Origin of the sequence: Cellulomonas sp. ATA003, from assembly GCF_031582905.1 — a bacterium.
In the GTDB taxonomy this organism is placed as follows: Bacteria; Actinomycetota; Actinomycetes; order Actinomycetales; family Cellulomonadaceae; genus Pengzhenrongella.
The window spans coordinates 3,232,238-3,254,363 of record NZ_CP133990.1; the positions used below are offsets into that span (position 1 = coordinate 3,232,238).

The window sequence follows — 22,126 nt, forward strand, 5'->3', positions numbered from 1 at the left end:
CGAGGGACTGGTGTCAGCAGCCCGGGACGGACGGCGGGGGCGTGGACGACCCGAAGATCGCCGCGAGCGCGGCGTCCGAGGCGGCGAGCAAGTCGCGGTCGAAGGTGCTGCCGGACGCGACGAGCTCGGCCGCCCCGGTGCGGTCGAGCAGCTCGGCGAGCCGGCTCTCCACGTGGGTCGCCGTCCCGGCGATCGCGCCCGCGGCGGTCTGGTCGAGGTACTGCTGCTGACGCGGGGTGCGGGTGGCGGCCCGGACGGCGGCCACCGACTCGAGCGGCGGGAACACCCCGGTGGTGCGGCTCTGGGCCATCGCCCAGGCCTCCGGCAGGAGCAGGTCGGCGGCGTCGGCGGTCGTGTCGGCGATCAGCACGTCGAGGCTGACGGCGACCCTCGGCCCGGGCCGCTGCGGGGACGGCCGGAAGGCGCGCCGGTACCCGGCGAGCGCCTCGAGCCCGGGCGACGGGTCACCGCTCACCCCGAGCAGAGGTCCACCGACGATCACCGGCAGCCCGAGCTCGGCAGCGACCTGCAGGCCGCTGCCGGTCGCCAGCACGTACATCGGCACCGGGCCGTCGGGCTGCGGACGCAGGGTGATCTCCGCCGTCCCGTCGAGGAAGCCGCGCAGCTCGGCGAGGTCGGCGGCGAAGTCGCGCTCGACCTGCCGCAGAGCCCTCCGCACCGGCGCCGTGAAGCCGGGCGAGCGGCCCAGCCCGAGGTCGACCCGACCGGGTGCGAAGGCCGACAGCGTCGCGAACTGCTCGGCGACCACGAGCGGCTGGTGGTGCGGCAGCATCACCCCGGCCGAACCGAGCCGGATGGTCGACGTCGCCCCGGCGACCGCGGCCAGGAGCACCGCCGGGGCGGCGCCCCCGATGCCCGGCACCCCGTGGTGCTCGGCGACCCAGAACCGCTCGTAGCCCAGCCGCTCCGCCCGGACCGCCCGCCCGACGACGCCCCGCAGCGCTGCGGCGTCCGGCTCGCCGGTGCGGGTGCGGGCACGGTCGAGCAGGGACAGGCGGACGTCGGGGTCGATCACGAGGGTGCAGCGTCGCCCGGCAGGCGGTTGTTCCGTCGGTGGCACGTGGCCACGCTGCCACGCGGCGGCCGGCGTGCGCCGTCGTCGGCCCCGCGATCGCGGCCGGCCCCCTGGCCGCGCTGCTAGCGTCCGGCGGATGTCCGACGACGAGTACCTGGACGTCAACCGCGCCAACTGGGACAGCCGAGCGCCGGTGCACGCCCGTGGCTACGGCATCGACGGGATGCTCGCCGACCCCACGCAGCTGTCCGGCGTCGTCCAGTTCGACCTCCCCCGCCTCGGGGACATCTCAGGCCTCGACGTCGTCCACCTGCAGTGCCACATCGGCACCGACACCCTGAGCCTCGCCCGGCTGGGCGCGCACGTAACCGGCGTGGACCTCTCCGGCGCATCTCTCGACGAGGCGCGCAGCCTCGCCCGACGTGCGGGGGCGGACATCGACTACGTCCAGTCCGACGTGTACGCGGCGCCGACTGCCCTCAGCGGCCGGACCTTCGACGTCGTCTACACCGGCATCGGCGCCATCTGCTGGCTGCCGGACATCCGCCGCTGGGCGCAGACCGTCGCGACCCTGCTGCGCCCGGGCGGCCGGCTCGTCATCCGTGACGGCCATCCCGTGCTGCTCTCGACGCTCGCCATGACGGTCGGCGCCGAGCACGCCGACCGTGCGCAGCAGCCGTGGATCACCGGGACCGGCGGGACGACGCCGGCTCTCGAGCTCCCGTACTTCGAGCAGACCGAGCCGCTCGTCTGGGAGGACGAGTACAGCTACGCGGGCACCGAGAAGGTCGCCCAGCCCCGGTCGATGGAGTGGAACCACGGCCTCGGCGAGATCGTCACCGCGGTGCTGGACGCGGGCCTCGAGCTGACGTCCCTCACCGAGCACGACAGCGTGCCGTGGGACGCGCTGCCGGGTCTGATGGTCCGGGACGACGTCGGTGAGTACCGGCTGCGTGAGCGCCCCGAGCGCCTGCCGGCGACCTTCACGCTCACCGCTCGGCGACGCTGACGTCACGCGAAGCGCGTCACCGGTCTCTGGCCTGGTCTGCCGGGAGAGGTGACGGGGCGAGGACGGGCAGCTCGACGTAGTCGCGGCACCGGATCGGCCAGCGCAGCAGTGCGCGCTGCGGCTGCGGGATCCGGGCCCGGCCCTCCGTGGCGTCGAGGCTTCGTGGGGCACCGAGGCTGAGGACCTCCCGGCCCATGCGCATGCGGCACCGACCCGCGTGCCGGACGTTCGCCAGCCACTGCACGTCCGGGCCATAGGTCAGCGCGATCGTCACCACGTCACCCCCGCGGAAGGCCATGAGCGGGGTGTGCCGCACCGCCCCGGTCCGCCGGCCCACGTGCTCGAGATCGACCATCGGCCCCATCCCGGCGAGCCGAAGCATGAGCGGGTTGATGAACCGCTTGTTGATGCGGGTGATCCCTCGGGGCATCGGCACGGCGTCCTCCACGGTGCGGGGCACCCAGTCTGCAGTGAAGGGGCCCTCTTCCGTGGCGCACCTGGCCGAAGCCGTCCCGGCGTCGCCGAGACGTGGCGAAGGTTTGACGACGGTGGCTGCCGAGGAGTGCACTGAACGTGCCGATCCGAGGAGCGCGAGCCGATGACCAGCGGGTGCAGACCGACGGGGCGGCGACCCACCTCGACGGGTCCGAGCAGGCTGTCATCACCGGCACCCTTGTCGCCGTCATCTTTCGGGGCGCCGCCGTGGTGACGTCTCCGACGGAGTTCGCCAACCCCGTCGTCCGCGGCGAACCCGGTCAGGACCACGGCGACCCGTTCGTCATCCGTCATCTCGACGAGTACTTCCTGTACCACAGCGGCGGCACGCCGAATCATCGCGGCATCCCGGTCTACCGATCCACCGACCTCGTCCACTGGACGTCCGAGGGCCTCTGCCTCGAGCCGGCCCACGACGAGGACGCCTGGAACTGGGCCGATCTGTGGGCGCCCGAGGTGGTGTACGCCGACGGCGTCTTCGTCATGTACGTCACGGCCACCACCAAGCGCCGGGGTCGGCCCCCGCCTGACACGAGGTGGGTCCGGCCGACGCGTACAAGCGGCACATCGGCATCGCCAGCTCCGCGAGTCCGCGCGGCCCGTTCGTGTGGGACGCCGAGCCGCTCCGCGACGACCGCTACAACATCGACGGATCGCCGTTCCGGGACGTCGACGGTTCGGAGTGGCTGTTCTTCGTGCGCCGCATCCACGCCGGCTACGACCCCCCGCAGGTCATCGGCATCGCGGCCCAGCGACTCGTCAAGGGCCGTCTCGAGGGGCCGCGGTCGAGGTCGCCTCACCGTCCGAGGCGTGGGAGCGCCGCGCCGACGGGTCGAGCATCATCGAAGGCCCCTTCGTCGTCCGGCGACACGGGCGCTACTACGCGTTCTTCAGCGGCAGCGGGTACTAGGAGCGCACCTACGGGGCCGGCTATGCGGTGGCCGACCAGTTGACCGGTCCCTGGGTGAAGTACGCCGGCAATCCGTTCTGGGCCGCGGCCCATCCGGTGCACGGTCCTGGCCACTTCGCGCTCGTCCTCGCCCCGGACGGCGCCACGCCGTACGTCGTCTATCACGGCTATGCCCTCGGGGACGACGTCGAGTCCGCGGACGTTCCCATCAACCTGTTCCCGGGCGAAGGGCGCAAGGTGCTGCTGGACCGCTTCTACTGGTCGGGGGACCGGCCGATCTTCGCGGGTCCCACCGCGGGGCCGCAGCCGACGCCGCCGGGGCCGGTGTTCCATCCCGAGGTCCGCACCTGGCGGGCCGAGGTCTGGCTCGAGGGCGATGTGCTGCGCATCGCCGGCGCGCCGGTTCCGCTCGGAGGCCCTGCACGTCGGCACCTGCAGCTCACCCAAGGGCTGACCGGCTGCGTCGTGGCGGAGCGCGGCGCGCTGCTGGCGAAGGTTCCGGGGTACCTGGCGCCCGTCTTCGACGCCGAGGTGCACGTCTCCTCGCTGACGTCGTTCCTCGACGACGAGACCGTGCACGAGCTCGTGCCGGGTCAGAGTGTCAGCCGGCCGTGGGGCAGCACCGGAGAGGTGGAGCTCAACGTCGCCGTGCGCGGCCGGGTACGCCTGTCGATGGGCGCCTACGAGGAGGAGGTCGGTGACGACTCCGGCGCCTTCACCCTCGTCGTACGACATCTCCGCGCCGCGGCCGAGCTGACCATCACCGCCCTCGGCCCCGCCACGGTGACGGACCTGCTCCTGTACGCGCGACGGAGCGGGTAGCGGGCTGGTGCCTCATCGGCCAGCCACAGTTGCCGCACCTGGGATGTGACCTGAACAAACACTGTGTGCGCCTGGGCAGATTCGAACTGCCGACACCCGCTTTAGGAGTTCGATCCAGAGGGACCGACAGAGCCGTGACCTGCGGAAACACATGCGTGTAAGGCGTCCGATGCGGGCTTTCCGCGCCGGCTGCTGACCACACGCTGACCACGCCGCGGTTCCAGTCGCCTACGGAAACCCCGAATTCTCGGGGCTGAGCGCCTCCCCGATCACACCTCCGATGGGCTCGTGACGCCCCAGGCACGCGGCCTCTCTTCGAGGGACCTTCTAATCCGTAGGCGCCCGGCCGGTCCGCACACTGTGGCGTCGGGCCTGCTCAGGGGCGTGTATCCCAGCGCGGTGACCCCCGACGGGACGCCGACCAAACAGCGGGTTGCTGTCAGCGTCGCTGTCACGGTGGACAGGGTGAGCCCACCGACCCGTAGCGGAGCACAAGAGCGCGACGGAGGTCCGGGGCAAGGGTGGCCAAAGGCCATCGCGGAGCGACGCCGCAGGCGCCCTTGCCGCGGGCCGGAGTCGCGCGGATGCTCGGCGGAGGGTCGGCGGCGGTAGGCGCGCACTGGGCCGTGATGACAGTCCGCTCAACGTAAGCCTTTGCTGAAGCCCGGGTGAGATAGGGTCGGCGCCCATGGCGCAGATGTCGTACACCGTCGAAGAGGTGTTCACACCTACCAGTCAGGCGACTGTGAACTTCGTCGACCGGGCTGAGATCGAGGTGCGCCTTACGAACGCCCTCAAGACGCCGGGCAAGCAGGTTGTGGTCTATGGCGAATCCGGGTCCGGCAAATCGACATTGTTGCAGAAGACGTTGCGGGAGATATACGGCGCCGTTGTAACGACACGATGCAATCACAGTACGACGTTCGGCGAACTGCTCCTCGACGCTTTCGACCAACTCGATGCGTTCTACACGGACTCGCGCACCACGGAACTCGCCGCGACGACGTCGGGGAGCATTGAAGCACAGTTTCTGCAGGCTAAGGCCGCAGTTGAAGCAGCCGAGACTGAAACTGTCGGAGCAACCGCGCGCCGCGTGGTGCCCGCGCAAATTAGTCCTCAACGCCTCGGCCGATTCCTCGGCGCTAAAGAGGTCTGCTGGGTCATTGAGGACTTCCATAAAGTGGAGCCTGGGGAGAAGCTTCTTCTTGCGCAAACGCTGAAGATCTTCTCCGACCTCGCGGCAACTTTCCCTCGCCTTCGCATCGTCGCGATCGGCGCCACCGATACTGCGCGCGAAGTCGTCGAGTACGACAACGAGATGCGGAATCGCGTCGCAGAAATTCACGTGCCGTTGATGACCCCGCCTGAGCTCGAGAAGATCCTTACCAAGGGCGGTGGTCTGCTGAACGTCAGGTTCGACAAAATTTCGAAGCAGATCGTTTCGTTCTCTTCCGGCTTGGCGAGCGTTACACATCACCTCGCTCTCAATGCGTCCCGCGCAGCAGATATCACCGGTACCCAGTCAATACAGAAGGTTCTCCTTGATGGCGATATGGAGAAAACGCTTGACACGTACATCGCCGAATCTTCGGATACACTCCGAGCCCGGTTTGAGCAGGCATTGCGTCGCGAACGCGAAAGGAAGTTTCACAACACTGAGCTGACCGTGCGAGCGATCGCGGCCGGCCCCTTCGAGGGCATGACGCATGCAGCCATTCTTGCGAGCATAAGACAGCAGCACTCCGACTACCCTTCGAGCAACGCGACGACATACCTCAACAAGCTGCAAGATGAGGAACGTGGCTCTCTCATTCGCAAGTCGTCATCCGGGCAATTTCGCTTCGTTGATCCAGTCCTTCACTCTTACGCGCGCGCAGTTTATAAGATTCAAACTGCTCCGGAGCCCGGGGTTTCAGAGCTCACCGTCAAGCTGGACAAACTGATCTCCGAGCGGTTCCAGCTCGTGTGGAACGGCGCAGACCAGCCGAAATTCACCATTACGCGGACGCGCAAGGGTTGAGAGATTGGCCCCTCATACCCGGCCCTCTCCCAGCTCCCGCCTTCAGCGGCGCCGCCGAGGACGGCGCATCAGCGCCGCCCGCAGGCGGAGCGCCGGCGCCTTGATCTTCGAGAGGACCACTCGGCAAGGCGCAACAGTGGCACGGGTCCCCAACGCGGTGTGCGGCCAAGGCGCGTCGCGCGCCATGCTGCCCATGGTTGCGGCCCGCCGGTTCGGCGTCCGGGTGACCACTGAGCCCTGCAAAGGTCGGGATGCTGCGACCGACGGGCTTGCTACTCGGGCAATCGATTGTCGAATAGCTCGCGCCATTTTTTAATGAACTCGGGCGCAACGCGACGAGACTCGGCGTACGACGCGCCATCCGACCGAGCTTGTTTCGCCGCGGCGCGCAGGAACATATCGTCCCAAATATCGGCGAAGTTGTCTGCGGGCACTTCGATCAGGATGCGCGGCTCATCGAAATGATCCTTCAGGCCATGCCCGGCCGTGCCGTGTTGTAGGTAAAGGCACCGCGCACGCATTACCTGATCAACGGCGCCAGCTTGACCAGGTAGCGTGAACACCAACGCAATATCTAGATCCACAGGGCGATCGAATCGCAGCCTCAGCACTATATTGCCTCTGCGCGTCGGCAGGATCCCCCAACTCGATCGACAATCGCCGCCATCCGAGAATTCATGCACCCGGATTAGTTCCGCTAGGGCATTGTTGGCCCGAGTGTCGACCATGACCACTGGCACGAAGGCTCCCGAGACGACACTCGCCGTTGCCGTGGCCGCCGTCTCTAAGACCGGGACCAGGGAGCCCGAGGCTTCTATACGCCAATTCATGAGTTCAACCCGCCCTCCGGCATATGCACCACATCAACGACATGTGGGGAATCGAAGGTGTCGGTAACAACGAGTTGATAGCCTCGCACCACTCGACCCGCTAGGAGCTTGGACGAATGTGAGAAGTGAATTCTTCCTCCGACGGTCGTGCGCCCATCGATCTTTACCGGTAGGTCCATTCGTGAAGTCTTGCCGTCCCGCAGGATCTCGACCCCCTCGCTGACCGACGGAACCGCAACCTGGGTCAAGAGTCCTTCGATCGAATAACTAATGCGCAAGTCTGCACGAGCCAGCGCGTTTGCCGCGTCCGATAAATTCTTCACAGTGATCTGGAACGTGTACAGAACGTTCTCACCGGCCGCGGACCGAGAAGCTTGCGAGTACTCCAACACCAAGTTGGCCTTGCGCTGGACCTCCTGTCTCTTCGACAACTTCAATGCCTGTCGACCGGTGCGCATGCTGAGGCTTGAAACTATCAGGCTCAGCCCGGCCAAGGCAGCAGCGACGGTGCTTACTTGTACCGCCGAATCCTGTCGCACAAACCACGCCACGGCCTCTCCCATGCGGTGATTATATGCTCGGCGCCTCGTGGGCCGCTTGCCCGACCGCTAGGGCGGGTCTCCTATGTCCGTCGCCCAGGTGATGGCCGCCAGGACGACCGCGCCACGGTACTTGACGGCGTGCCTCTCGTAGCGGGTGGCCAGGCCGCGCCAGTGCTGAGCAGGCAGAAGGCGCGTCAGACTTCGTTGCGATTCTTGTGGCGATCAGTGTTGTAGGTGACTGGTCGTTCGGCGCGGGAGCCGCGTCGCCGTCGGTGGCCTTGCAGGTCGCGGAGTTCGGGGATGACCGACACGACGGCGCGCCGCGCCGCCCGAGGCACGTGCCGGTGTAGGTCGCACCTCGATGCTCACAAGAGGACAAGCCGGCAGTGCGGCGGTGCGTCGCACATGACACATCGGATCGCAGGAAGCGCGTTGGCGGTGCGGAGCAGCATAAGGTGTCGCCGTCACGCGCCCTACGGTGGCCCATTTCCGCTCGCGCCAGATACCAGACCGCACGACGTGCAAGAAGAGTCCAGGAGCCGTCATCGGTCCACCGAGCCGGCAGAGGGCCCGAGTTATGGGGACGGTCGTCGCTCGCCGAGTCGTCGTTGTGGCGCGCGACGTCAAGGTCTTGGGAGACCTCTGCCGGTGGAGCGATGACGGTTTGGCGCCGGATGACCGGTGCAGGCAGCGGCGTCTGACTCCCGGTGACGGCCAGCGCCGCAGAGGTTGTCGGCCGATCTGCCTACCTGCTGTTGGGGAGCAGGTGGGGCGGACCAAGCGACGGCTCCCGGGTGGGAGCGGCGCCGTGATGTCGATGCACAAGCTGACGGCTGGGGACGGGTACACGTACCTGACCCGGCACGTCGCCGCCGGCGACACCGACCTGGGGCCTGGGCAGGCGCTGAGTCGGTACTACCAGCAGACCGGCAACCCCGCCGGCCGGTGGCACGGTGCCGGCCTCGCCGGACTGGGCGCCGGCGCGGTCGAACAGCTCGTGCCGGGAGCTCAGGTCAGCGAACAAGCGATGGCCGCGCTCTTCCGCGACGGCACTGACCCCGTCACCGGGGCGCCCCTCGGGCGGCCGTACAACCGCTACGACCCACCAGCGCAGGGGGCGATGACGGCCACCGCGGTGCGCAGCGCCGGCACGCCGTTGTCGGGTACGACCTGACCTTCACCGTGCCGAAGTCTGTCTCGGTGTTGTGGGGCCTTGCCGACGACCGGACCCGAGCAACGGTTTACGCCGCGCATCGAGCGGCTCTCGATGACGCCTTGGCCTTCGTCGAGCGGTCCGTCATCCGCACCCGAGTCGGCGAGGCGGGCCGGCGGCAGGTCACCACCCGCGGCATGATCGCCGCCGCTTTCGACCACTGGGACACCCGCGCGGCCGACCCGAATCTGCACACGCACGTCGTCGTCGCCAACAAGGTGCAGGGTCCGGGTGGCGTGTGGCGGTCGGTCGATGGCAAGACGGTCCACGCCGCGACCATCACCGTCTCAGAGCTGTACGACACGCTGCTCGCCGACGAGCTCGCCCGCCGGCTCCCGGTCCACTGGTCGCACCGCGATCGCGGCCCACGGCGGAATGCCGCCTTCGAGATCGACGGCATCGACGACGACGTCCTGGCGCACTTCTCGGCTCGATCTGAGCAGATCCACTGCGCCGAACAGGATTGGGCCGCCAAGTTCGTCGCGGACCACGGTCGGGAGCCGACGCGAGTCGAGACGACGAAGGCGCGCCAGTATCTCGCCCGCACCATTCGCCCGCCCAAGACGGTCCGGCCGCTGGTCGAGCTGCTGACCGAGTGGGCCAACCGCGCCCGCGCGCTCACCGGTGTCGAGCCGCAGGACCTTGCGGCCAGGGCCCTACAAGGGCGGTACGGACGCGCGCTGCATGTCCACGACATCGGACCTGAGGTGCGGGCGGCCATGGTGGACCAGCTGCTGGCCGAGGTGTCGGCCAAGCGGTCGGTGTGGACCACGTGGAACCTGGCCACCGAGGCACTCCGCGCCTCCAAGCCCCTGCGCATGGCATCGCCCGCCGAGCGACGCGCGCTCCTTGACGCGCTCGTCACCGAAGCGGCTCGGGACTGCGTGCACCTGGACGAGACACGCGAGCCGGAAACCCGTCGGGTCGGGGAGAACCTGTACTCCTCCACCGAGCTGCTCGCTGCAGAACGAGCGCTCATCGACGGGGCCGAGACGGACGCGCTTCCCCTCTCCCCGCGCTCATGCGCATAGGGCTGGTTCACCGGCTGCCGCCTCACACCGTCGGGCTCGCACCCGACCAGGTCGCCGCGGTCGAGGCGATCGTGGGCTCTGCCCGCGTGGTCGACGCACTCGTCGGACCGGCCGGCTCGGGCAAGACCACCACCCTGCGAGCGCTGACCGACTTCTGGCAGCGCACCGTCGGCCCGGTCGTGGGCCTGGCACCGTCGGCCACCGCCGCGCACACCCTCTCGGAGAGCCTTGGGATCGACTGTGAGACCACCGCCAAGTGGCTGTACGAGACGACCGGCACCGGCGCCCACGACCGCGCCCGTACGTTCCTGCAGACGCAGCGCGACCTGGAGGCAGCGACGGACTACTTCACAGCCCGCGAGGGACGCCGGGCGCAGGGGGCGGTCGCGGCCGAGCAACAACGCTGGACGTTCACTGCTGGCCAGTTGGTCATCGTCGACGAGGCGTCGCTCGCCGACACCCGCACCCTCGCTGCCCTGACCGGCCAGGCGCGCGAGGCGGGCGCCAAGATGCTGCTGGTCGGCGACCACCTGCAGCGCGAATCCGTCGACGCCGGCGGCGCGTTCGCGATGCTCGCCCGACGCGGACCCACCGCCGAGCTCACCTCACTGTGGCGCTTCGCCCACCCCTGGGAAGCCCGCGCCAGCCTCGAGCTCCGCCACGCCCAAGCGTCCGCGCTCGACGCCTACGACGCGCACGGTGCCTTCACGGCGGGGCCCCAGGACGACATGCTCGACGCCGCACTGGACGCCGTGACGGCCGCCCGCCAGGGCGGTCGGACAGCGGTTCTGCAGGCGGCGGACAACCGCACCGTGCGTGATCTCAACACCCGCGCCCACGCCGACGGCGTCCTGACGGGCACGGTCAGCCACAGCGGCGTCGTCCTGCACGACGGCCTCACCGCCGGGATCGGCGACCGCATCGTCACCCGCCACAACAACCGCCGACTGGCCACCGATCGGGGGTACATCCGCAACGGGGACCTGTGGGACATCGCCGCACTCCTCCCCGACGGCTCCATCCGCGCCCGACCGGCGGGCGCGCCCACCGGTGCCACGGTGAGGCTGCCCGCCGCCTACGTCGCGGAGCACGTCGAGCTGGGCTACGCCACCTCCACCGCTCGCAGCCAGGGCATCACCGTCGACGAGACCCACACCATCGCGGCCCCCGGAATGGCGCGTGAGGACCTCTACGTCGCCATGAGTCGAGGCCGCCTTCACAACCACACCTACGTGGTGCTGGACCAACCGGACCCCGACTGCCTGCCCTCGCCCGCTCTCCCGGCGACGGCGCGCGGCGTGCTCGAGCAGATCCTCGCGACCACGCACGCGGAGCGGTCCGCTACCGAGACCTGGGAGACCTTCCACACCGACCAGCCGGCGCCGGTCACGCCTACGACTCACGAGCCTGCGCCGCCCGTCATCGCCGTGCCGAGCCACCCATCCCCGCCCCGCGCGCCCGTCATCGGCATCTGACAACGGAGAACGGAGGTCCCGTCACCCGTCATCCACAGCCCGCACGCCTGGCGCACCCCGCGCCGCCCTTCCGGGGCCACTGTGGCTCCGGAAGACAGCCGTCACACCGAAGGAGAACCGCCATGACCACGACCACGCGGCCGGACGCCGCCACCGTCACCCCCGCTCGCCAGTACTACCGGGTCAAGGACGCGGCCGCGGTGCTCAGCGTGCCCGTCCGCACGCTGTACCACCTGGCCGACACCGGCCAGATCCCCTGCCGCCGCCTCGGCACGGTGATCCTGCTCCCGGCGTCGTGGGTGGACCAGGAGCCGGTCATGCCGCGCCGGCGCTGATGTCCGTCACCCGCCGCCAGCTGCCGACCGGCACGGTCACCTGGCGGGCGAAGGTCTTCTTCGAGCATCGTGTCATCGCGGAGAAGTCCTTCGCCCGCCGCGGCGACGCCAGACGGTGGGAGGAGGACCAGCTCGCCAAGCTGCGCAACGGCACCTGGATCGACCCGGCGCGAGGGCGCGTCACCTTCGAGGCACTCGCGGCGGAGTGGCAGGCATCGCGCCAGCACCTCGCCGTCCGCAGCCAGGAGACCACGCAGTTCCTGCTCCGCTCGTACATCCTGCCCGTCATCGGTCGCCTGCCGATCGGGGCCATCTCCGCAACCGATGTCGAGCGCGTGCTGACCGCGATGACGGCCCGCGGCCTGGCGACGGCGAGCAGGCGTCGGGTGCTGTCCGTCGTCCGGCTGGTGCTCGACTACGGGGTGCGCGACCGACGTCTCTCCGTCAACGTCGCGCGGTCGGTCGCGCTGCCTCGCGGCTCGACCAAGCGGGAGCCGCACTGGCTCCGCGCCGAGCAGCTCGGCCGGCTGGCCGACGCCATGCCGCCGACGTGCCGCCCCGTGGTGCTGTTCCTCGGTCTGTCCGGGTGCCGGTTCTCGGAGATGGCCGCGCTCAGGGTCGACGACGTCGTCCAGACGCCGCACGGGCTGGGCGTCCGGATCCACCGGGCCGCCCCGCAGTCCAAGCGGACCAGCGGCGCGGTCTTCGGATCGACCAAGACGCACCAGACGCGGACCGTGCCCGTGCCTCCGACGCTCCAGGCGTACGTCAACGAGCGGATCGCGAGTGCGACGCCAGGTTCGTACCTGTTCCCCAGCCCGACCGGCGCGATCTGGACCAACACCAACTTCCGCGTCCGCTCCCGGTGGACCGAGACCACCGCATCGGTGGGCCTTGTCGGCACGACGATCCACGACCTGCGGCACACCGCCGCCTCCCTGCTCATCGCCGCCGGGGCTGACCCCAAGGCGGTGCAGACGATCCTCGGCCACGCGACCGCGACGATGACCATGGACCTCTACGGGCACCTGTTCTCCGAGGCGCCGTGGGTGGCGATGGAGCGCATGCCGACCTTCCCGGAGCAGCCCTCCGCCGACGGAGGGTGATCGGCTTACTCCGATGGACCATCGGCCTCGATCGTGGCTGCCTACCGCCATGACCAGCGCCATTGTTGACGATCCAGAAGCCCGGGAGGATGCTGACAATCCGTACACCGAAAGGTGAGGGTGGTACGTCATGACTCCGGCGGGCGAGCGCCTAGCGGGCCCCGATGCGATGCCGCGGTACCGCGCCAAGTGTTCCTGTGGCGTCGACGAGGATGTCTATACCTCCTTGGACGAGTGCCCGAAGATGGACAATCACGTGATCGGCGAAGACTACATATTCTCCTGCGAATTCGTGAAGTAGACCGTGATTCGCCCCGGGTTCGGTGGAGGCCCGGTTATCTGGCTCCGGCAGTGAGTTCGGCCGGTGCGGTTGCAGGGTAGTGCGCCCAGTAGTGCTGCTCGAGCTCTGCTGGTGGGACCAGTCCGATCTCGCCGTGCAGGCGCCGGTGGTTGAACCAGTCGACGTACTCGGCGACGGCGATCTCGACGTCGGCGACGGACTTCCAGCCCCTGGTGGGCGCATCGCGGGGTTGCGGATGCACTCGGTCTTGAACAGCGCGTTGAACGCCTCGGCCAGGGCGTTGTCGTAGGAGTCGCCCTTGGAGCCGACCGAAGCGACGGCCTTGGCCTCGGCGAGCCGCTCGGTGTAGCGAATCGCTCGGTACTGCACTCCGCGGTCGCTGTGATGGGTCAGGCCGGTCACGTCCTGCCCGGCGCGAAGCCGTGCCCACAGGCCCATGTCGAGTGCGTCCAGGGCCAGATCGGTGCGTAGCGAGGTCGAGACCTGCCACCCCACGACCAGCCGGGAGAACACGTCGATGACGAACGCCGCGTAGGTCCACCCGGCGTGGGTGCGCACGTAGGTCAGGTCCGCGACCCACAGCTGGTTCGGTGCGTCCGCGACGAACGCGCGGTCCACCAGATCCGCCGGCCGCTCGGTCTGCGCACCGTCGCTGGTGGTCGTGCGGCGGGTCTTCTCCCGGCTGATCCCGCGCAGCCCCTCGGCCCGCATGAGCCGTTCCACCGTGCACCTCGCCACCGCGGTGCCGGTCCGGTTCAGCTCGGCCCAGACCTTCTTGGCCCCGTAGACGCACAAGTTCTCCTGGAAGGTCTTGCGGATCAACGGCACCAACTGCGCATCGCGAACCGCACGCGCCGACGGGGCCCGCGTGCTGGTCGCGTAGTACGTGCTCGGAGCGATCTGCGCCGCAGTGCCCTTGAGCACCGCGCAGATCGGCTCGACCCCGAGCTCGCGCCCCTCCACCACCTCGTGGCGGTGAGCGTCGATGTAGTCGACTACCTGACGGACGGGCGGTCGAGCTCCGCCGCGAAGAAAGCCGAAGCCGTCTTCAAGATGTGGTTCGCCCGCCGCAACTCCTTGACCTCACGCTCTAGCTCGGTGATCCGTGCCGCGTCCTGGCTCGTCGTCCCGGCCCGCTGCCCGCCGTCGATCTCCGCACGCTTGACCCACGTGCGCAACGCCTCCGGGTGCACGTCCAGATGGCCCGCGACCCGACGGACCACGACCATCCGCTGCTCACCCGCCGCGATCGCGTCCAACGCCATCCTCGTGGCCCGCTCACGCAGCTCCTCGCTGTACTTCTTCGGTGCCGGCATGACTCTCATCCTTCCTGGGTTGAGAGCCTCCACCGAACCCGGGGCGAATCACCGCGCATGAACGGGCTTCTCGAGAAAGCGGCCAGTCTGTTTGACCGCCGATTCATCCTCAACGCTTACCTTCCCGTGCTAGTCGCCAGCCTAGCGGCCACGCTCATTGTCGGGCACACCACTGGCGCTCTACCGCAATGGATAGCCGCTTGGACGGGCTTGGATGGCTTCACACGGGTGCTGGCTATCGCAGCAGTCCTCACCGTCACTTGGTTCCTGGCTGGCGTTCTCTCAAGTCAGTACCGCAATATCACACAACTCTACGAGGGTTACCCGCTGCTTCGCGTGCGCCGTTTAGCCCCCGTCGCTGCGTCCCTAGTCGAATACCACTTGAAGCGTCGCAATGAGTTGCTGCGCAGCCCAATCGGCAGCGACGCCGCGTACTACGGTTACCCCAGAGGCAACAGGGAGGAATTCCTGCCAACAGCGCTCGGGAATGCGCTTCGAGGGGCCGAGTACTACTCTAAGCATCGCTACGGGGCGCCCGCGACGTTTTTATGGCCACGCCTATACTATCTTGCTCCAGAGCGCTACAGAGTCGACCTGGCGCAGTTTCGCACTGACTACGAGTGGCTCCTAGGGGTCTCGCTTCTTCTCGCCAGTCTGTCCAGCGGCCTCGGCGTCGTCCAATTGGCTGTCGGAGCGTCGCCCCTTCTGTTCGCCGGAACATTCGGTGGCGGACTGTTGCTGTCTCTCTGCGCATACCGGGCCGCCGTGAGCTCAGCGATTGAGTACGGAGCGCAACTTCGCGCTGGTGTCGACCTGTATCGAACGGCAGTCCTGGTGCACCTGCGATGGCCCGCCCCCACAACTGAGGAGCAGGAGCGGGACAGCTGGGGCGAGGTACGCCGAGTCCACATCGGCGGTGAGCATCGCTGGAGCGGGTACGCACCCCTCGCGCCGCACACCGGAGGCGCACCAGACGCTTGACGAGACCACACGGGCTGAGCGCAGCGTGTCGCTGCTCGCCTCGGGGCCCGGTCCCTAGGGTGGGCGAGTGTCCAGCCCGACGTCGACGCCACCCATGGGTAAGCCGACGCTAGCCAACACCCCGAGACGCTCGCCGATGCGGGCCTCCACGCTGATCGGCATTGGAGTGCTTGCTTTGACCGCCATGGGTATCGTATATCTACGTGCCAACGGCACAGAATCGGTTTGGGTCGTTACTCGCGATGTACCCGCTTACCACCAAGTTCGCCAACTAGACTTGAGCATGGAAGATGTCCCAAGGACCAGTGTCCCTAACGACGCTTTAACCGATGAAGATGCGATTCTGGGCAAGTACACGGTGCAATCGATGAGTCGTGGAGATCCCATTACCCGTGGAGCGCTCGGGCCCGCGCAGATCGGGGCGGTCGTGGACGGCCTATCTCTAGTCGCACTGCCGGCCACCCTCCCGCAGGTCCTTAACGGCGAACTGCGCCGGGGAGACACCATCGAATTGCTGTTCGCTTCCCGCATTGATGGCCAGGCAGTCTCGATTCCTGGGGTGTCAGTGATAGATGTAAGGAGAGCCGAGCGAGCCTACACGTTGACTGTCGGTTTAAGTGACGACCAACTGGCGGACTTCAGGACGGCTGACTGGCAGGACTGGTCGGCCGTCCGCAGTGAGCCATACGCGTCGCCGTGACGCCCAGTCGGCGACTTGGCCGCAGGGGTTTCTCACTTCGCGAGAGACTACGGGCACGACAAGCACGACAGTGACGGCCGCGCCGTACCAACCGCCGCTGCAACCGAAAGTGGCTCATCGCGAACGAGGGTGTGGTCGGGGTCTGAACCCGCTGGTCTCGAGCAGGCATTTGGCGATGCAGTTGGAGGTTGCGGAAGCCGAGGGTGGATCCGCGTAGGTGCTCCGGTCGGCAGTTGATCGCTTCGGTCGGCCCGTTGCTGGTGCGGGGGCGGTCGAAGTAGGCCAGGACGTCGGTGGCGCGCTTGGTCAGGGTTCTCCCGAGGGTGATGAGTTCGGTCAAGGCGGCCGGGACACCGCAGCTGAGGGCCGCGATCGGCGCGGTCATTCGCTGCCGGCTGCGGGGCCGGTCTGGTTCGCGGTAGGCGGCGGTCATGCGTTGGTAGTTGCCCCAGGTCGCCTCGACCTGCACGTGCTCGAGGGCGCACAGGGCGGTCAGCCGCTGGTGCTGCCGGTCGGTGAGCAGCTCGACACCGGTGTGCAGGGTCCGGCGGACGCGGTAGAGCGGATCGCCGGTGCGGCCGCAGGGACGGTGCAGGTCCTGCTGGACGCGTCGCCGGCGTCGGTCGAGCGCGGCGCCGGCCAGGCGCACGATGTAAAAGGGTCCATGACCGCAACGGCGTCGGGCAGCTCTTCGGTCGTGGTGGTCTTGAAGCCGGTGAAGCCGTCCATCGCGACGACCTCGATCGCCTCCCGCCAGGCCTCGGGGCGGGTGGCCAGCCCACTGCATGAATGCCTGCTTGGAGCGGCCCTCGACCATGTCCAGCAGCCGTGCCGGTCCCGTACCGGCACGGACCGCGGTTAGATCGATGATCACCGCGGCGTACTTCTCGCCGCGGCGGGTGTGCCGCCACGGGTGCTCATCGACGCCGACAACCTGCACCCCGTCGCCGCCGAGTTCATCGGCTACGACACGCGGATCGAGACCTTCCGCGACATGGGTGACTTCGTCGAGGTCGTCGAGGCGCGTGTGATCGCGGTCGCGGTCGACGCCATCCACGCCGGCACGCCAACTTCGTCGTCACCATGGCTCCCACCGAGCACGACCCCGCCCAGGCGGTCAGCATCCCGTTGGTGTTCATCGGGCGCGTGACCGCTGCGATCAAGAAGGCGCCCTGACCGACCCGTCACAACTTCACCCGCACCACAGTCACAGTCACTTGTTCGAGGCACTTAGCCTCTTGCCCGTACCCGTCCCAGCATTGGAGTCACGTGAGCACCACCACCGAGCAGCAGCCGCCCGCCGACTGGAAGGCCATGAAGAAGGCCGAAAAGAAGGCGCGCCCCTGGTACAAGAAGAAGCGCTTCGTCATCCCGCTCATCGTGCTGGCGCTGATCGTCATCGGTCAGCTCGCTGGCGGTGGCGACGAGACGCCGGCAGCCGAGGCTCCGCCCGCCGCGACGCAGGAGGACGCGCCGGCCGAGCAGCCCGCAGCCGAGGAGCCCGCCGCCGAGGAGCCGGCTCCCGAGCCGGAGCCCGAGCCCGCCGAGGAGCCCGCGATCGTGGTCTCGGCCCAGGAGATGATCACGGCGCTGGAGGGCAACGCGCTGAACGCGAAGAACACCTACGAGGGCAAGCAGGTCGCCATCAGCGGGTTTGTCGGGAGCATCGACGCCTCAGGCGACTACTTCGCCGTGGACCCCGAGCCCGAAGCCATCATCTTCACGGGCATCCAGGCCATGACGGGCGAGGAGTTCCTCGACCAGCTAGCTACCCTCAGCCAGGGCCAGGCAGTGACGGTGACCGGCACGGTCACAAGCGTCGGCGAGGTCATGGGCTACTCGATCGAGACCGAGTCCATCGTCGGTCAGTAACCCTAAGCAGTACCCGAAGCACGCCAGTGCCCCGCCGCAATCTCCCAGTGACCGGCGGGGCACTGGCGTCTCTACACCCTGCACATCCTGAGAGAGGAGGAGGACATGGACCTCATCGCACCCATGCTGGCAACGCCCAGCAGTAGCGCCAGCAACCGGCGTCCCATCGCCATCGGCGACGTGTGTGGTCGGCCTGACTGGCTGGCACAAGAGAAGGTCGACGGCATCCGTGCCCGGCTCTATTCGCAGGACGGCAAGGTCCGCCTGGTCAGCCGCAGCGGCCGGAACATGGCCGCGTGGTTCCCCGAGGTCGAGGGGCTACGACGGCTGCCGAACATGGTGCTGGACGGTGGACTGATGGCCCGTGACGGGGTGTCCAGCACGGTCGCCACCCGAGAGAAGCAGATCCGGAACGGCGCACGCCGACGCCAACCCGTGCTACTTCGTGGCGTTCGACGCCTTGCAGGTGGGCGATGAGTCGCTGCTGCGACGTCGCCTGGACGCCCGGCTCCTGGTCATGGCTGACCTGGTGAGCGGGCGCAAGAACCTCCGACCGGTACGTCAGAGCGACGACGAGCACCGCCCGGCAGCGGCTCGAGCCGCTGCCCCAAAATCTTCAGGCCGAGCTCGTCCAGCTTGGCTGAACGGGGTCAGGTCGGGCGCAGCGAAGGTTGCGTCAAGCACGCAGAGGTTCTCCGGATGGCTGGCGTAGGTACCTCCATCCTCGGGAGACCTCGACCCCTACCCGGCCACCGACGCGCTGACCCCTGCTACACCGTCAACTGCGAAGTGCCCGAAAGTTCGCGCATGAGCGCGGTCGGGCACCGGTGAGCTCGCTGCCTCGGGCGCGATCACCGGCGCGCGCGCCGCCAGGCCGGTGGGACAGAGCCGCTTGAAGCAGGTGGCGGCGTGCGGCGGCCCTCCCAGGCGGCGTCGTACGGATGCACTCGCAGACTCCAACGATGCTGGGAACCGCTGACCACATGCTGACCACGAGCCGGACATTTCGGACTACAGCAGTCACCCACGTTGCACCGACCAGCGCCGTGACCTGGACAAACACACTGTGCGCCTGGGCAGATTCGAACTGCCGACACCCGCTTTAGGAGAGCGGTGCTCTATCCCCTGAGCTACAGGCGCTCGCCCGGTCGGCCACCGACCGGCCGGACTCGCGAGCTCGGCTGCCGCCGCAGCGACGCCCACCGAGCCGCACCCAGGGTACCGGCGGCCGGGGACAGCCACTCCCCCGGCGCTCCCTGGTCACGTCCGGCCTCCTGGCAACCCCGGACGTACGAACGGGCCGGCGGATGACTCCACCGGCCCGTCCGTGCCACACCCGAGCGATCAACTGAAGTTGACCGCTCCGTACAGCTTGCCGTTGAGCGACACGGCGCCGACCTGCATCGACGACTTGTCCGTTCGCAGCATCCACGCGTTGTGCGCCGGGGAGTTCGCCCACGCGCGCACCAGCGACGACGCGCTGGCCGGCAGCACGTAGCCGACGATCTTGTCCGACCCGCCGTGCCAGATGGAGCCGGCCTGCGCCATCGCGCCGGCGTGCGCGACGAGCGTGCCCGACCGGGAGATGCTCATCGCCGGCAGACCCTGCGACGCGCGGTACGCGTTGATCGCCTCACCGAGCGCACCGGCGCTGAACTCCGGGACGCTGCTCGCGGCGGCAGCAGCCGGAGCCGGGGCGGCCGCGGCCGGGGAGGCAGCGCGCGCCTTCGGGGCCGCTGCACGCGCCGGAGCCGGCGCCGCCGCCGTCGAGCCCGTGCGCGTGGAGCGGGCCGAGACCTGCGGCGCGCGGGCAGCTGCAGCGGCGGCCGCGCGGGCCTGCGCCGCCTGCGCAGCGGCCTGGGCCTCCGCGGCGATGCGGGCGTTCTCGGCCGCCTGCCAGGCCGCCTGGCTCTCGCCGACGGCGGTCTGCGGAGCGCCCAGTGCCGCGAGCGCCGTCGTCACGGCGTGCACGGACGGCAGCCGCTCGGACCGCACGACGGCGGTCGCTGCGTCGATCGCGCCCTGCAGGGCAGCGCGGGCCTCCGCGGTGGCCTGCGGCGCCGCGGCCAGCGCGGCGGTCGCGGCGGCGATCGGTGCGTCGGCGGACGCGACCGCTGCCTCACGGTCGGCCAGCCGACGCTCCGCCTCCGCCTGCGCCACCGCACGGTCCGCCTGCCACAGGAAGTCACGATCGGCCGCGGCGGCCGCCTCGACGGCGACGACGCGCTCCCGCACGGCCTCCGCGCGCTGGGCCCGCTCGCTGACGGTCACCGCGACCGACGTCGCCCCGACACCCAGGGCGAGCACGGCCGTCACGGCGGCGGCCAGCACGGCCGGACGGCGCGAGGACGCCTCACGCGGCCCAGCCGGCACGGGCGGCACCGGTGGCAGGACCGACGGGGCGCCGTCGGCGGACTCCCGCGGGGCGGTGCGCTGGGTCGGGACCGACGGCATCCGCACGTCACGGGTGGGGGCTTCGGTCACGCGGTCGTCCTGCAGGAGCGCCATGGTCGTCCTTGTCTGTCGCGGGTACGCGGCGGAGGTTCGGGTTGCCGTCTGCGGTTCTGATCGACACCCGGTCGGGCGACTTGAGCGCAATGTCGGGATGCTGCCGTTCCGTTCGAAGATAACGGATCCATAACGGGCGACAGCACCCGGACCGTGGCAGGGCTTCGTCACAGCGGCGTCAGCCCGCGCCTTCCGCGCCGACGTCGCGCCGCCGGCGGGTCCGACGGCCGCGCCGGTGGTCCGACGCCGGCGCCGGCGCCGGCGTCGGTGGTGCGTGGCAGGATCGCGGCATGAGCACCGACATCGACGGTCAGCCGGCCTCCGGCTCCCCGCGCCGGGGCCGTCCGGCGTCGTCGCCGCGGTCGCGCCGACGGAGCTGTGGGTCGAGCGCACCGGGACCCGCACCTACACCGGCCGCAGCTCCCGGGGAGCCGAGGTGAGCATCGGCCCGGCCGAGGCCGGCGCCGTGTTCACACCGGGCGAGCTGCTGAAGATCGCGCTCGCCGGGTGCACCGGCATGACGTCCGACTTCGCGCTCAGCCGACGCCTCGGTGCCGACGTCTCGGTGGTCGTGCGCGTCTCGAGCGACTCCCACCCCGAGGACGACCGGTACACCGACCTGCACGAGGAGCTCGTCGTCGACCTGTCCGGCCTGGACGACGCCGCGCGAACCCGCCTGCTCACCGTCGTCCGGCGCGCCGTCGAGGAGCACTGCACGATCGCCAACACGCTGACCCACGGCGCCGGCGTCCACCTGACCGTCGTCGAGGAGACCCCCTGATGCCCATCCTGCGCCGCATCCGCCCGGACGAGCGCCCCGCGCTGCCGGCCGAGCCCGCCGACGACGCCGCCCGTGGCCCGCACCTGAGCCGACGCTCGCCGCTGGACGCGGTGCTGGACAAGGCCGTCACCGTCCCGTCCGGCGCGATCCACAACCACGTCCAGACGCTGCGCCGGCGCAACCCGCACGCCTCGCCCGCGCAGATCATCACGCTGCTCGAGAAGGAGTACCTGCGGGTCGTCTCGGCCAGCGGCGGAGCGGTGGGCGCCGCGGCGGCCGTCCCGGCGGGTGGCACCGGGGTGGCGATCACCCTCACCGCCGGCGACGTCGCCGCCTTCTTCGCCGCCTCGTCCGCGTTCTCCCTCGCGGTCGCGAGCGTCCACGGCATCGAGGTCGAGGACGCGGCCCGCCGCCGGGCGCTGCTGCTCACCACGGTGCTCGGGGAGGACGGCGCGACCGAGCTGCAGCACGCGGTCCAGACCGGCAACGCGGCGGCGGCTCGCACCCTGCTGACCCGCATGCCGACCACCACGATCAACGCGGTCAACGGCACCCTCACCCGCCGCCTGCTGCGTCGGCACGTCGCCAAGCGCAGCGCCCTCGTGTTCGGCCGGCTCGCACCCTTCGGCATCGGCGCGTGGATCGGCGTCAAGGGCGCCCGCTCGCTGGGCCGCACGGTGATCGACGGCGCCCACGCGACCTTCGGCCCGCCGCCGCGCGAGTTCGCGCGCGTCGTCGAGGTCGTCGAGACCGGCGGCACCCGGCGGATGGTCGAGGCGGCGGATCGCACCGCCGAGGTCACGCCGGAGAGCTGACCGCGCCCACCCCACGGGCGGCAGGAAC

The 22,126-nt window shown here is 69.4% G+C and carries 18 protein-coding genes, 1 tRNA gene and 4 pseudogenes; 15 read left to right on the forward strand and 8 right to left on the reverse strand.

Annotation, left to right across the window (positions count from 1 at the left end):
- Nucleotides 1–13 precede the first annotated feature (13 nt).
- Nucleotides 14–1,036: an MsnO8 family LLM class oxidoreductase gene (locus REH70_RS16070; RefSeq protein ID WP_310748810.1), complete on the reverse strand. Its 1,023-nt coding sequence runs from the start codon at nucleotides 1,034–1,036 to the stop codon at nucleotides 14–16.
- Between the two features lie 136 nt (nucleotides 1,037–1,172).
- On the opposite strand from REH70_RS16070, the gene REH70_RS16075 reads away from it, so the two are divergent.
- Nucleotides 1,173–2,045, forward strand: coding sequence for a class I SAM-dependent methyltransferase (locus tag REH70_RS16075; protein WP_310748812.1), 873 nt, complete (start codon nucleotides 1,173–1,175; stop codon nucleotides 2,043–2,045).
- A gap of 16 nt (nucleotides 2,046–2,061) precedes the next feature.
- Here REH70_RS16075 and REH70_RS16080 read toward each other — a convergent pair whose 3' ends face one another.
- Nucleotides 2,062–2,475, reverse strand: a complete 414-nt coding sequence (locus REH70_RS16080; RefSeq protein ID WP_310754355.1) for a nitroreductase family deazaflavin-dependent oxidoreductase — start codon at nucleotides 2,473–2,475, stop codon at nucleotides 2,062–2,064.
- 275 nt (nucleotides 2,476–2,750) lie between these two features.
- On the opposite strand from REH70_RS16080, the pseudogene REH70_RS20835 reads away from it, so the two are divergent.
- The 3 genes and pseudogenes from REH70_RS20835 to REH70_RS16090 form a co-directional block, all read left to right on the forward strand.
- Nucleotides 2,751–3,035 (forward strand): annotated as a pseudogene (locus REH70_RS20835) (family 43 glycosylhydrolase); the annotation flags it as partial.
- 433 nt (nucleotides 3,036–3,468) lie between these two features.
- Nucleotides 3,469–4,272: pseudogene (locus REH70_RS16085) on the forward strand (hypothetical protein); the annotation flags it as partial.
- Between the two features lie 688 nt (nucleotides 4,273–4,960).
- Nucleotides 4,961–6,292, forward strand: a complete 1,332-nt coding sequence (locus REH70_RS16090) for an ATP-binding protein (RefSeq protein ID WP_310748814.1) — start codon at nucleotides 4,961–4,963, stop codon at nucleotides 6,290–6,292.
- Nucleotides 6,293–6,564: 272 nt separating this feature from the next.
- Here REH70_RS16090 and REH70_RS16095 read toward each other — a convergent pair whose 3' ends face one another.
- Both REH70_RS16095 and REH70_RS16100 read right to left on the reverse strand, forming a co-directional pair.
- Nucleotides 6,565–6,855: a hypothetical protein gene (locus REH70_RS16095; RefSeq protein ID WP_310748816.1), complete on the reverse strand. Its 291-nt coding sequence runs from the start codon at nucleotides 6,853–6,855 to the stop codon at nucleotides 6,565–6,567.
- Nucleotides 6,856–7,118: 263 nt separating this feature from the next.
- Nucleotides 7,119–7,685: a hypothetical protein gene (locus tag REH70_RS16100; RefSeq protein WP_310748818.1), complete on the reverse strand. Its 567-nt coding sequence runs from the start codon at nucleotides 7,683–7,685 to the stop codon at nucleotides 7,119–7,121.
- Between the two features lie 796 nt (nucleotides 7,686–8,481).
- Between REH70_RS16100 and REH70_RS16105 the strand changes: the two genes are divergently transcribed.
- The 5 genes from REH70_RS16105 (at nucleotide 8,482) to REH70_RS16125 (ending at nucleotide 12,824) form a co-directional block, all read left to right on the forward strand.
- Nucleotides 8,482–8,838 carry a relaxase domain-containing protein gene (locus tag REH70_RS16105; RefSeq protein ID WP_310748820.1) on the forward strand — a complete coding sequence of 119 codons (357 nt, stop codon included), beginning with the start codon at nucleotides 8,482–8,484 and terminating at the stop codon, nucleotides 8,836–8,838.
- Nucleotides 8,839–8,846: 8 nt separating this feature from the next.
- Nucleotides 8,847–9,908, forward strand: coding sequence for a MobF family relaxase (gene mobF, locus REH70_RS16110; RefSeq protein ID WP_310748822.1), 1,062 nt, complete (start codon nucleotides 8,847–8,849; stop codon nucleotides 9,906–9,908).
- A gap of 86 nt (nucleotides 9,909–9,994) precedes the next feature.
- On the forward strand, nucleotides 9,995–11,383 hold the full coding sequence (locus REH70_RS16115) for an AAA family ATPase (RefSeq protein WP_310748824.1): 1,389 nt from the start codon (nucleotides 9,995–9,997) through the stop codon (nucleotides 11,381–11,383).
- A gap of 122 nt (nucleotides 11,384–11,505) precedes the next feature.
- Nucleotides 11,506–11,718 (forward strand): helix-turn-helix domain-containing protein, encoded by a 213-nt coding sequence (locus REH70_RS16120; protein ID WP_310748826.1) that lies wholly within the window; start codon nucleotides 11,506–11,508, stop codon nucleotides 11,716–11,718.
- Nucleotides 11,718–12,824: a site-specific integrase gene (locus tag REH70_RS16125; protein ID WP_310748828.1), complete on the forward strand. Its 1,107-nt coding sequence runs from the start codon at nucleotides 11,718–11,720 to the stop codon at nucleotides 12,822–12,824. The genes REH70_RS16120 and REH70_RS16125 overlap by 1 nt, the downstream gene beginning before the upstream one ends.
- A 335-nt stretch (nucleotides 12,825–13,159) precedes the next feature.
- Here REH70_RS16125 and REH70_RS16130 read toward each other — a convergent pair.
- Nucleotides 13,160–14,441: pseudogene (locus REH70_RS16130) on the reverse strand (IS3 family transposase).
- Nucleotides 14,442–15,516: 1,075 nt separating this feature from the next.
- On the opposite strand from REH70_RS16130, the gene REH70_RS16135 reads away from it, so the two are divergent.
- A complete protein-coding gene (locus tag REH70_RS16135) occupies nucleotides 15,517–16,122 on the forward strand; it encodes an SAF domain-containing protein (protein WP_310748830.1) in 606 nt (201 codons plus the stop codon).
- Between the two features lie 114 nt (nucleotides 16,123–16,236).
- On the opposite strand, the pseudogene REH70_RS16140 reads toward REH70_RS16135, so the two are convergent.
- Nucleotides 16,237–17,092 (reverse strand): annotated as a pseudogene (locus tag REH70_RS16140) (ISL3 family transposase); the annotation flags it as partial.
- Between REH70_RS16140 and REH70_RS16145 the strand changes: the two are divergent.
- The 3 genes from REH70_RS16145 (at nucleotide 17,036) to REH70_RS16155 (ending at nucleotide 18,471) form a co-directional block, all read left to right on the forward strand.
- Nucleotides 17,036–17,272 carry a hypothetical protein gene (locus REH70_RS16145; protein WP_310754478.1) on the forward strand — a complete coding sequence of 79 codons (237 nt, stop codon included), beginning with the start codon at nucleotides 17,036–17,038 and terminating at the stop codon, nucleotides 17,270–17,272. The pseudogene REH70_RS16140 and the gene REH70_RS16145 sit on opposite strands and share 57 nt — an antisense overlap.
- A 119-nt stretch (nucleotides 17,273–17,391) precedes the next feature.
- Complete coding sequence (locus tag REH70_RS16150; protein WP_310748832.1) at nucleotides 17,392–17,994, forward strand: OB-fold protein; 603 nt, start codon at nucleotides 17,392–17,394, stop codon at nucleotides 17,992–17,994.
- 105 nt (nucleotides 17,995–18,099) lie between these two features.
- The gene (locus REH70_RS16155) at nucleotides 18,100–18,471 is read left to right on the forward strand and encodes a hypothetical protein (RefSeq protein WP_310748834.1); all 372 of its coding nucleotides are present in this window, start codon (nucleotides 18,100–18,102) and stop codon (nucleotides 18,469–18,471) included.
- 590 nt (nucleotides 18,472–19,061) lie between these two features.
- On the opposite strand, the gene REH70_RS16160 is transcribed toward REH70_RS16155, so the two are convergent.
- A tRNA-Arg gene (locus tag REH70_RS16160) sits at nucleotides 19,062–19,134 on the reverse strand.
- A gap of 204 nt (nucleotides 19,135–19,338) precedes the next feature.
- Nucleotides 19,339–20,502: a CAP domain-containing protein gene (locus REH70_RS16165; RefSeq protein WP_310748836.1), complete on the reverse strand. Its 1,164-nt coding sequence runs from the start codon at nucleotides 20,500–20,502 to the stop codon at nucleotides 19,339–19,341.
- Nucleotides 20,503–20,938: 436 nt separating this feature from the next.
- Here REH70_RS16165 and REH70_RS16170 point away from each other — a divergent pair, with 436 nt between their 5' ends.
- Together REH70_RS16170 and REH70_RS16175 are read left to right on the forward strand one after the other, a co-directional pair.
- On the forward strand, nucleotides 20,939–21,283 hold the full coding sequence (locus REH70_RS16170; protein ID WP_310748838.1) for an OsmC family protein: 345 nt from the start codon (nucleotides 20,939–20,941) through the stop codon (nucleotides 21,281–21,283).
- Complete coding sequence (locus REH70_RS16175) at nucleotides 21,283–22,098, forward strand: hypothetical protein (protein WP_310748840.1); 816 nt, start codon at nucleotides 21,283–21,285, stop codon at nucleotides 22,096–22,098. Before REH70_RS16170 ends, REH70_RS16175 begins: the two co-directional genes overlap by 1 nt.
- The last annotated feature ends 28 nt before the right edge of the window (nucleotides 22,099–22,126 follow it).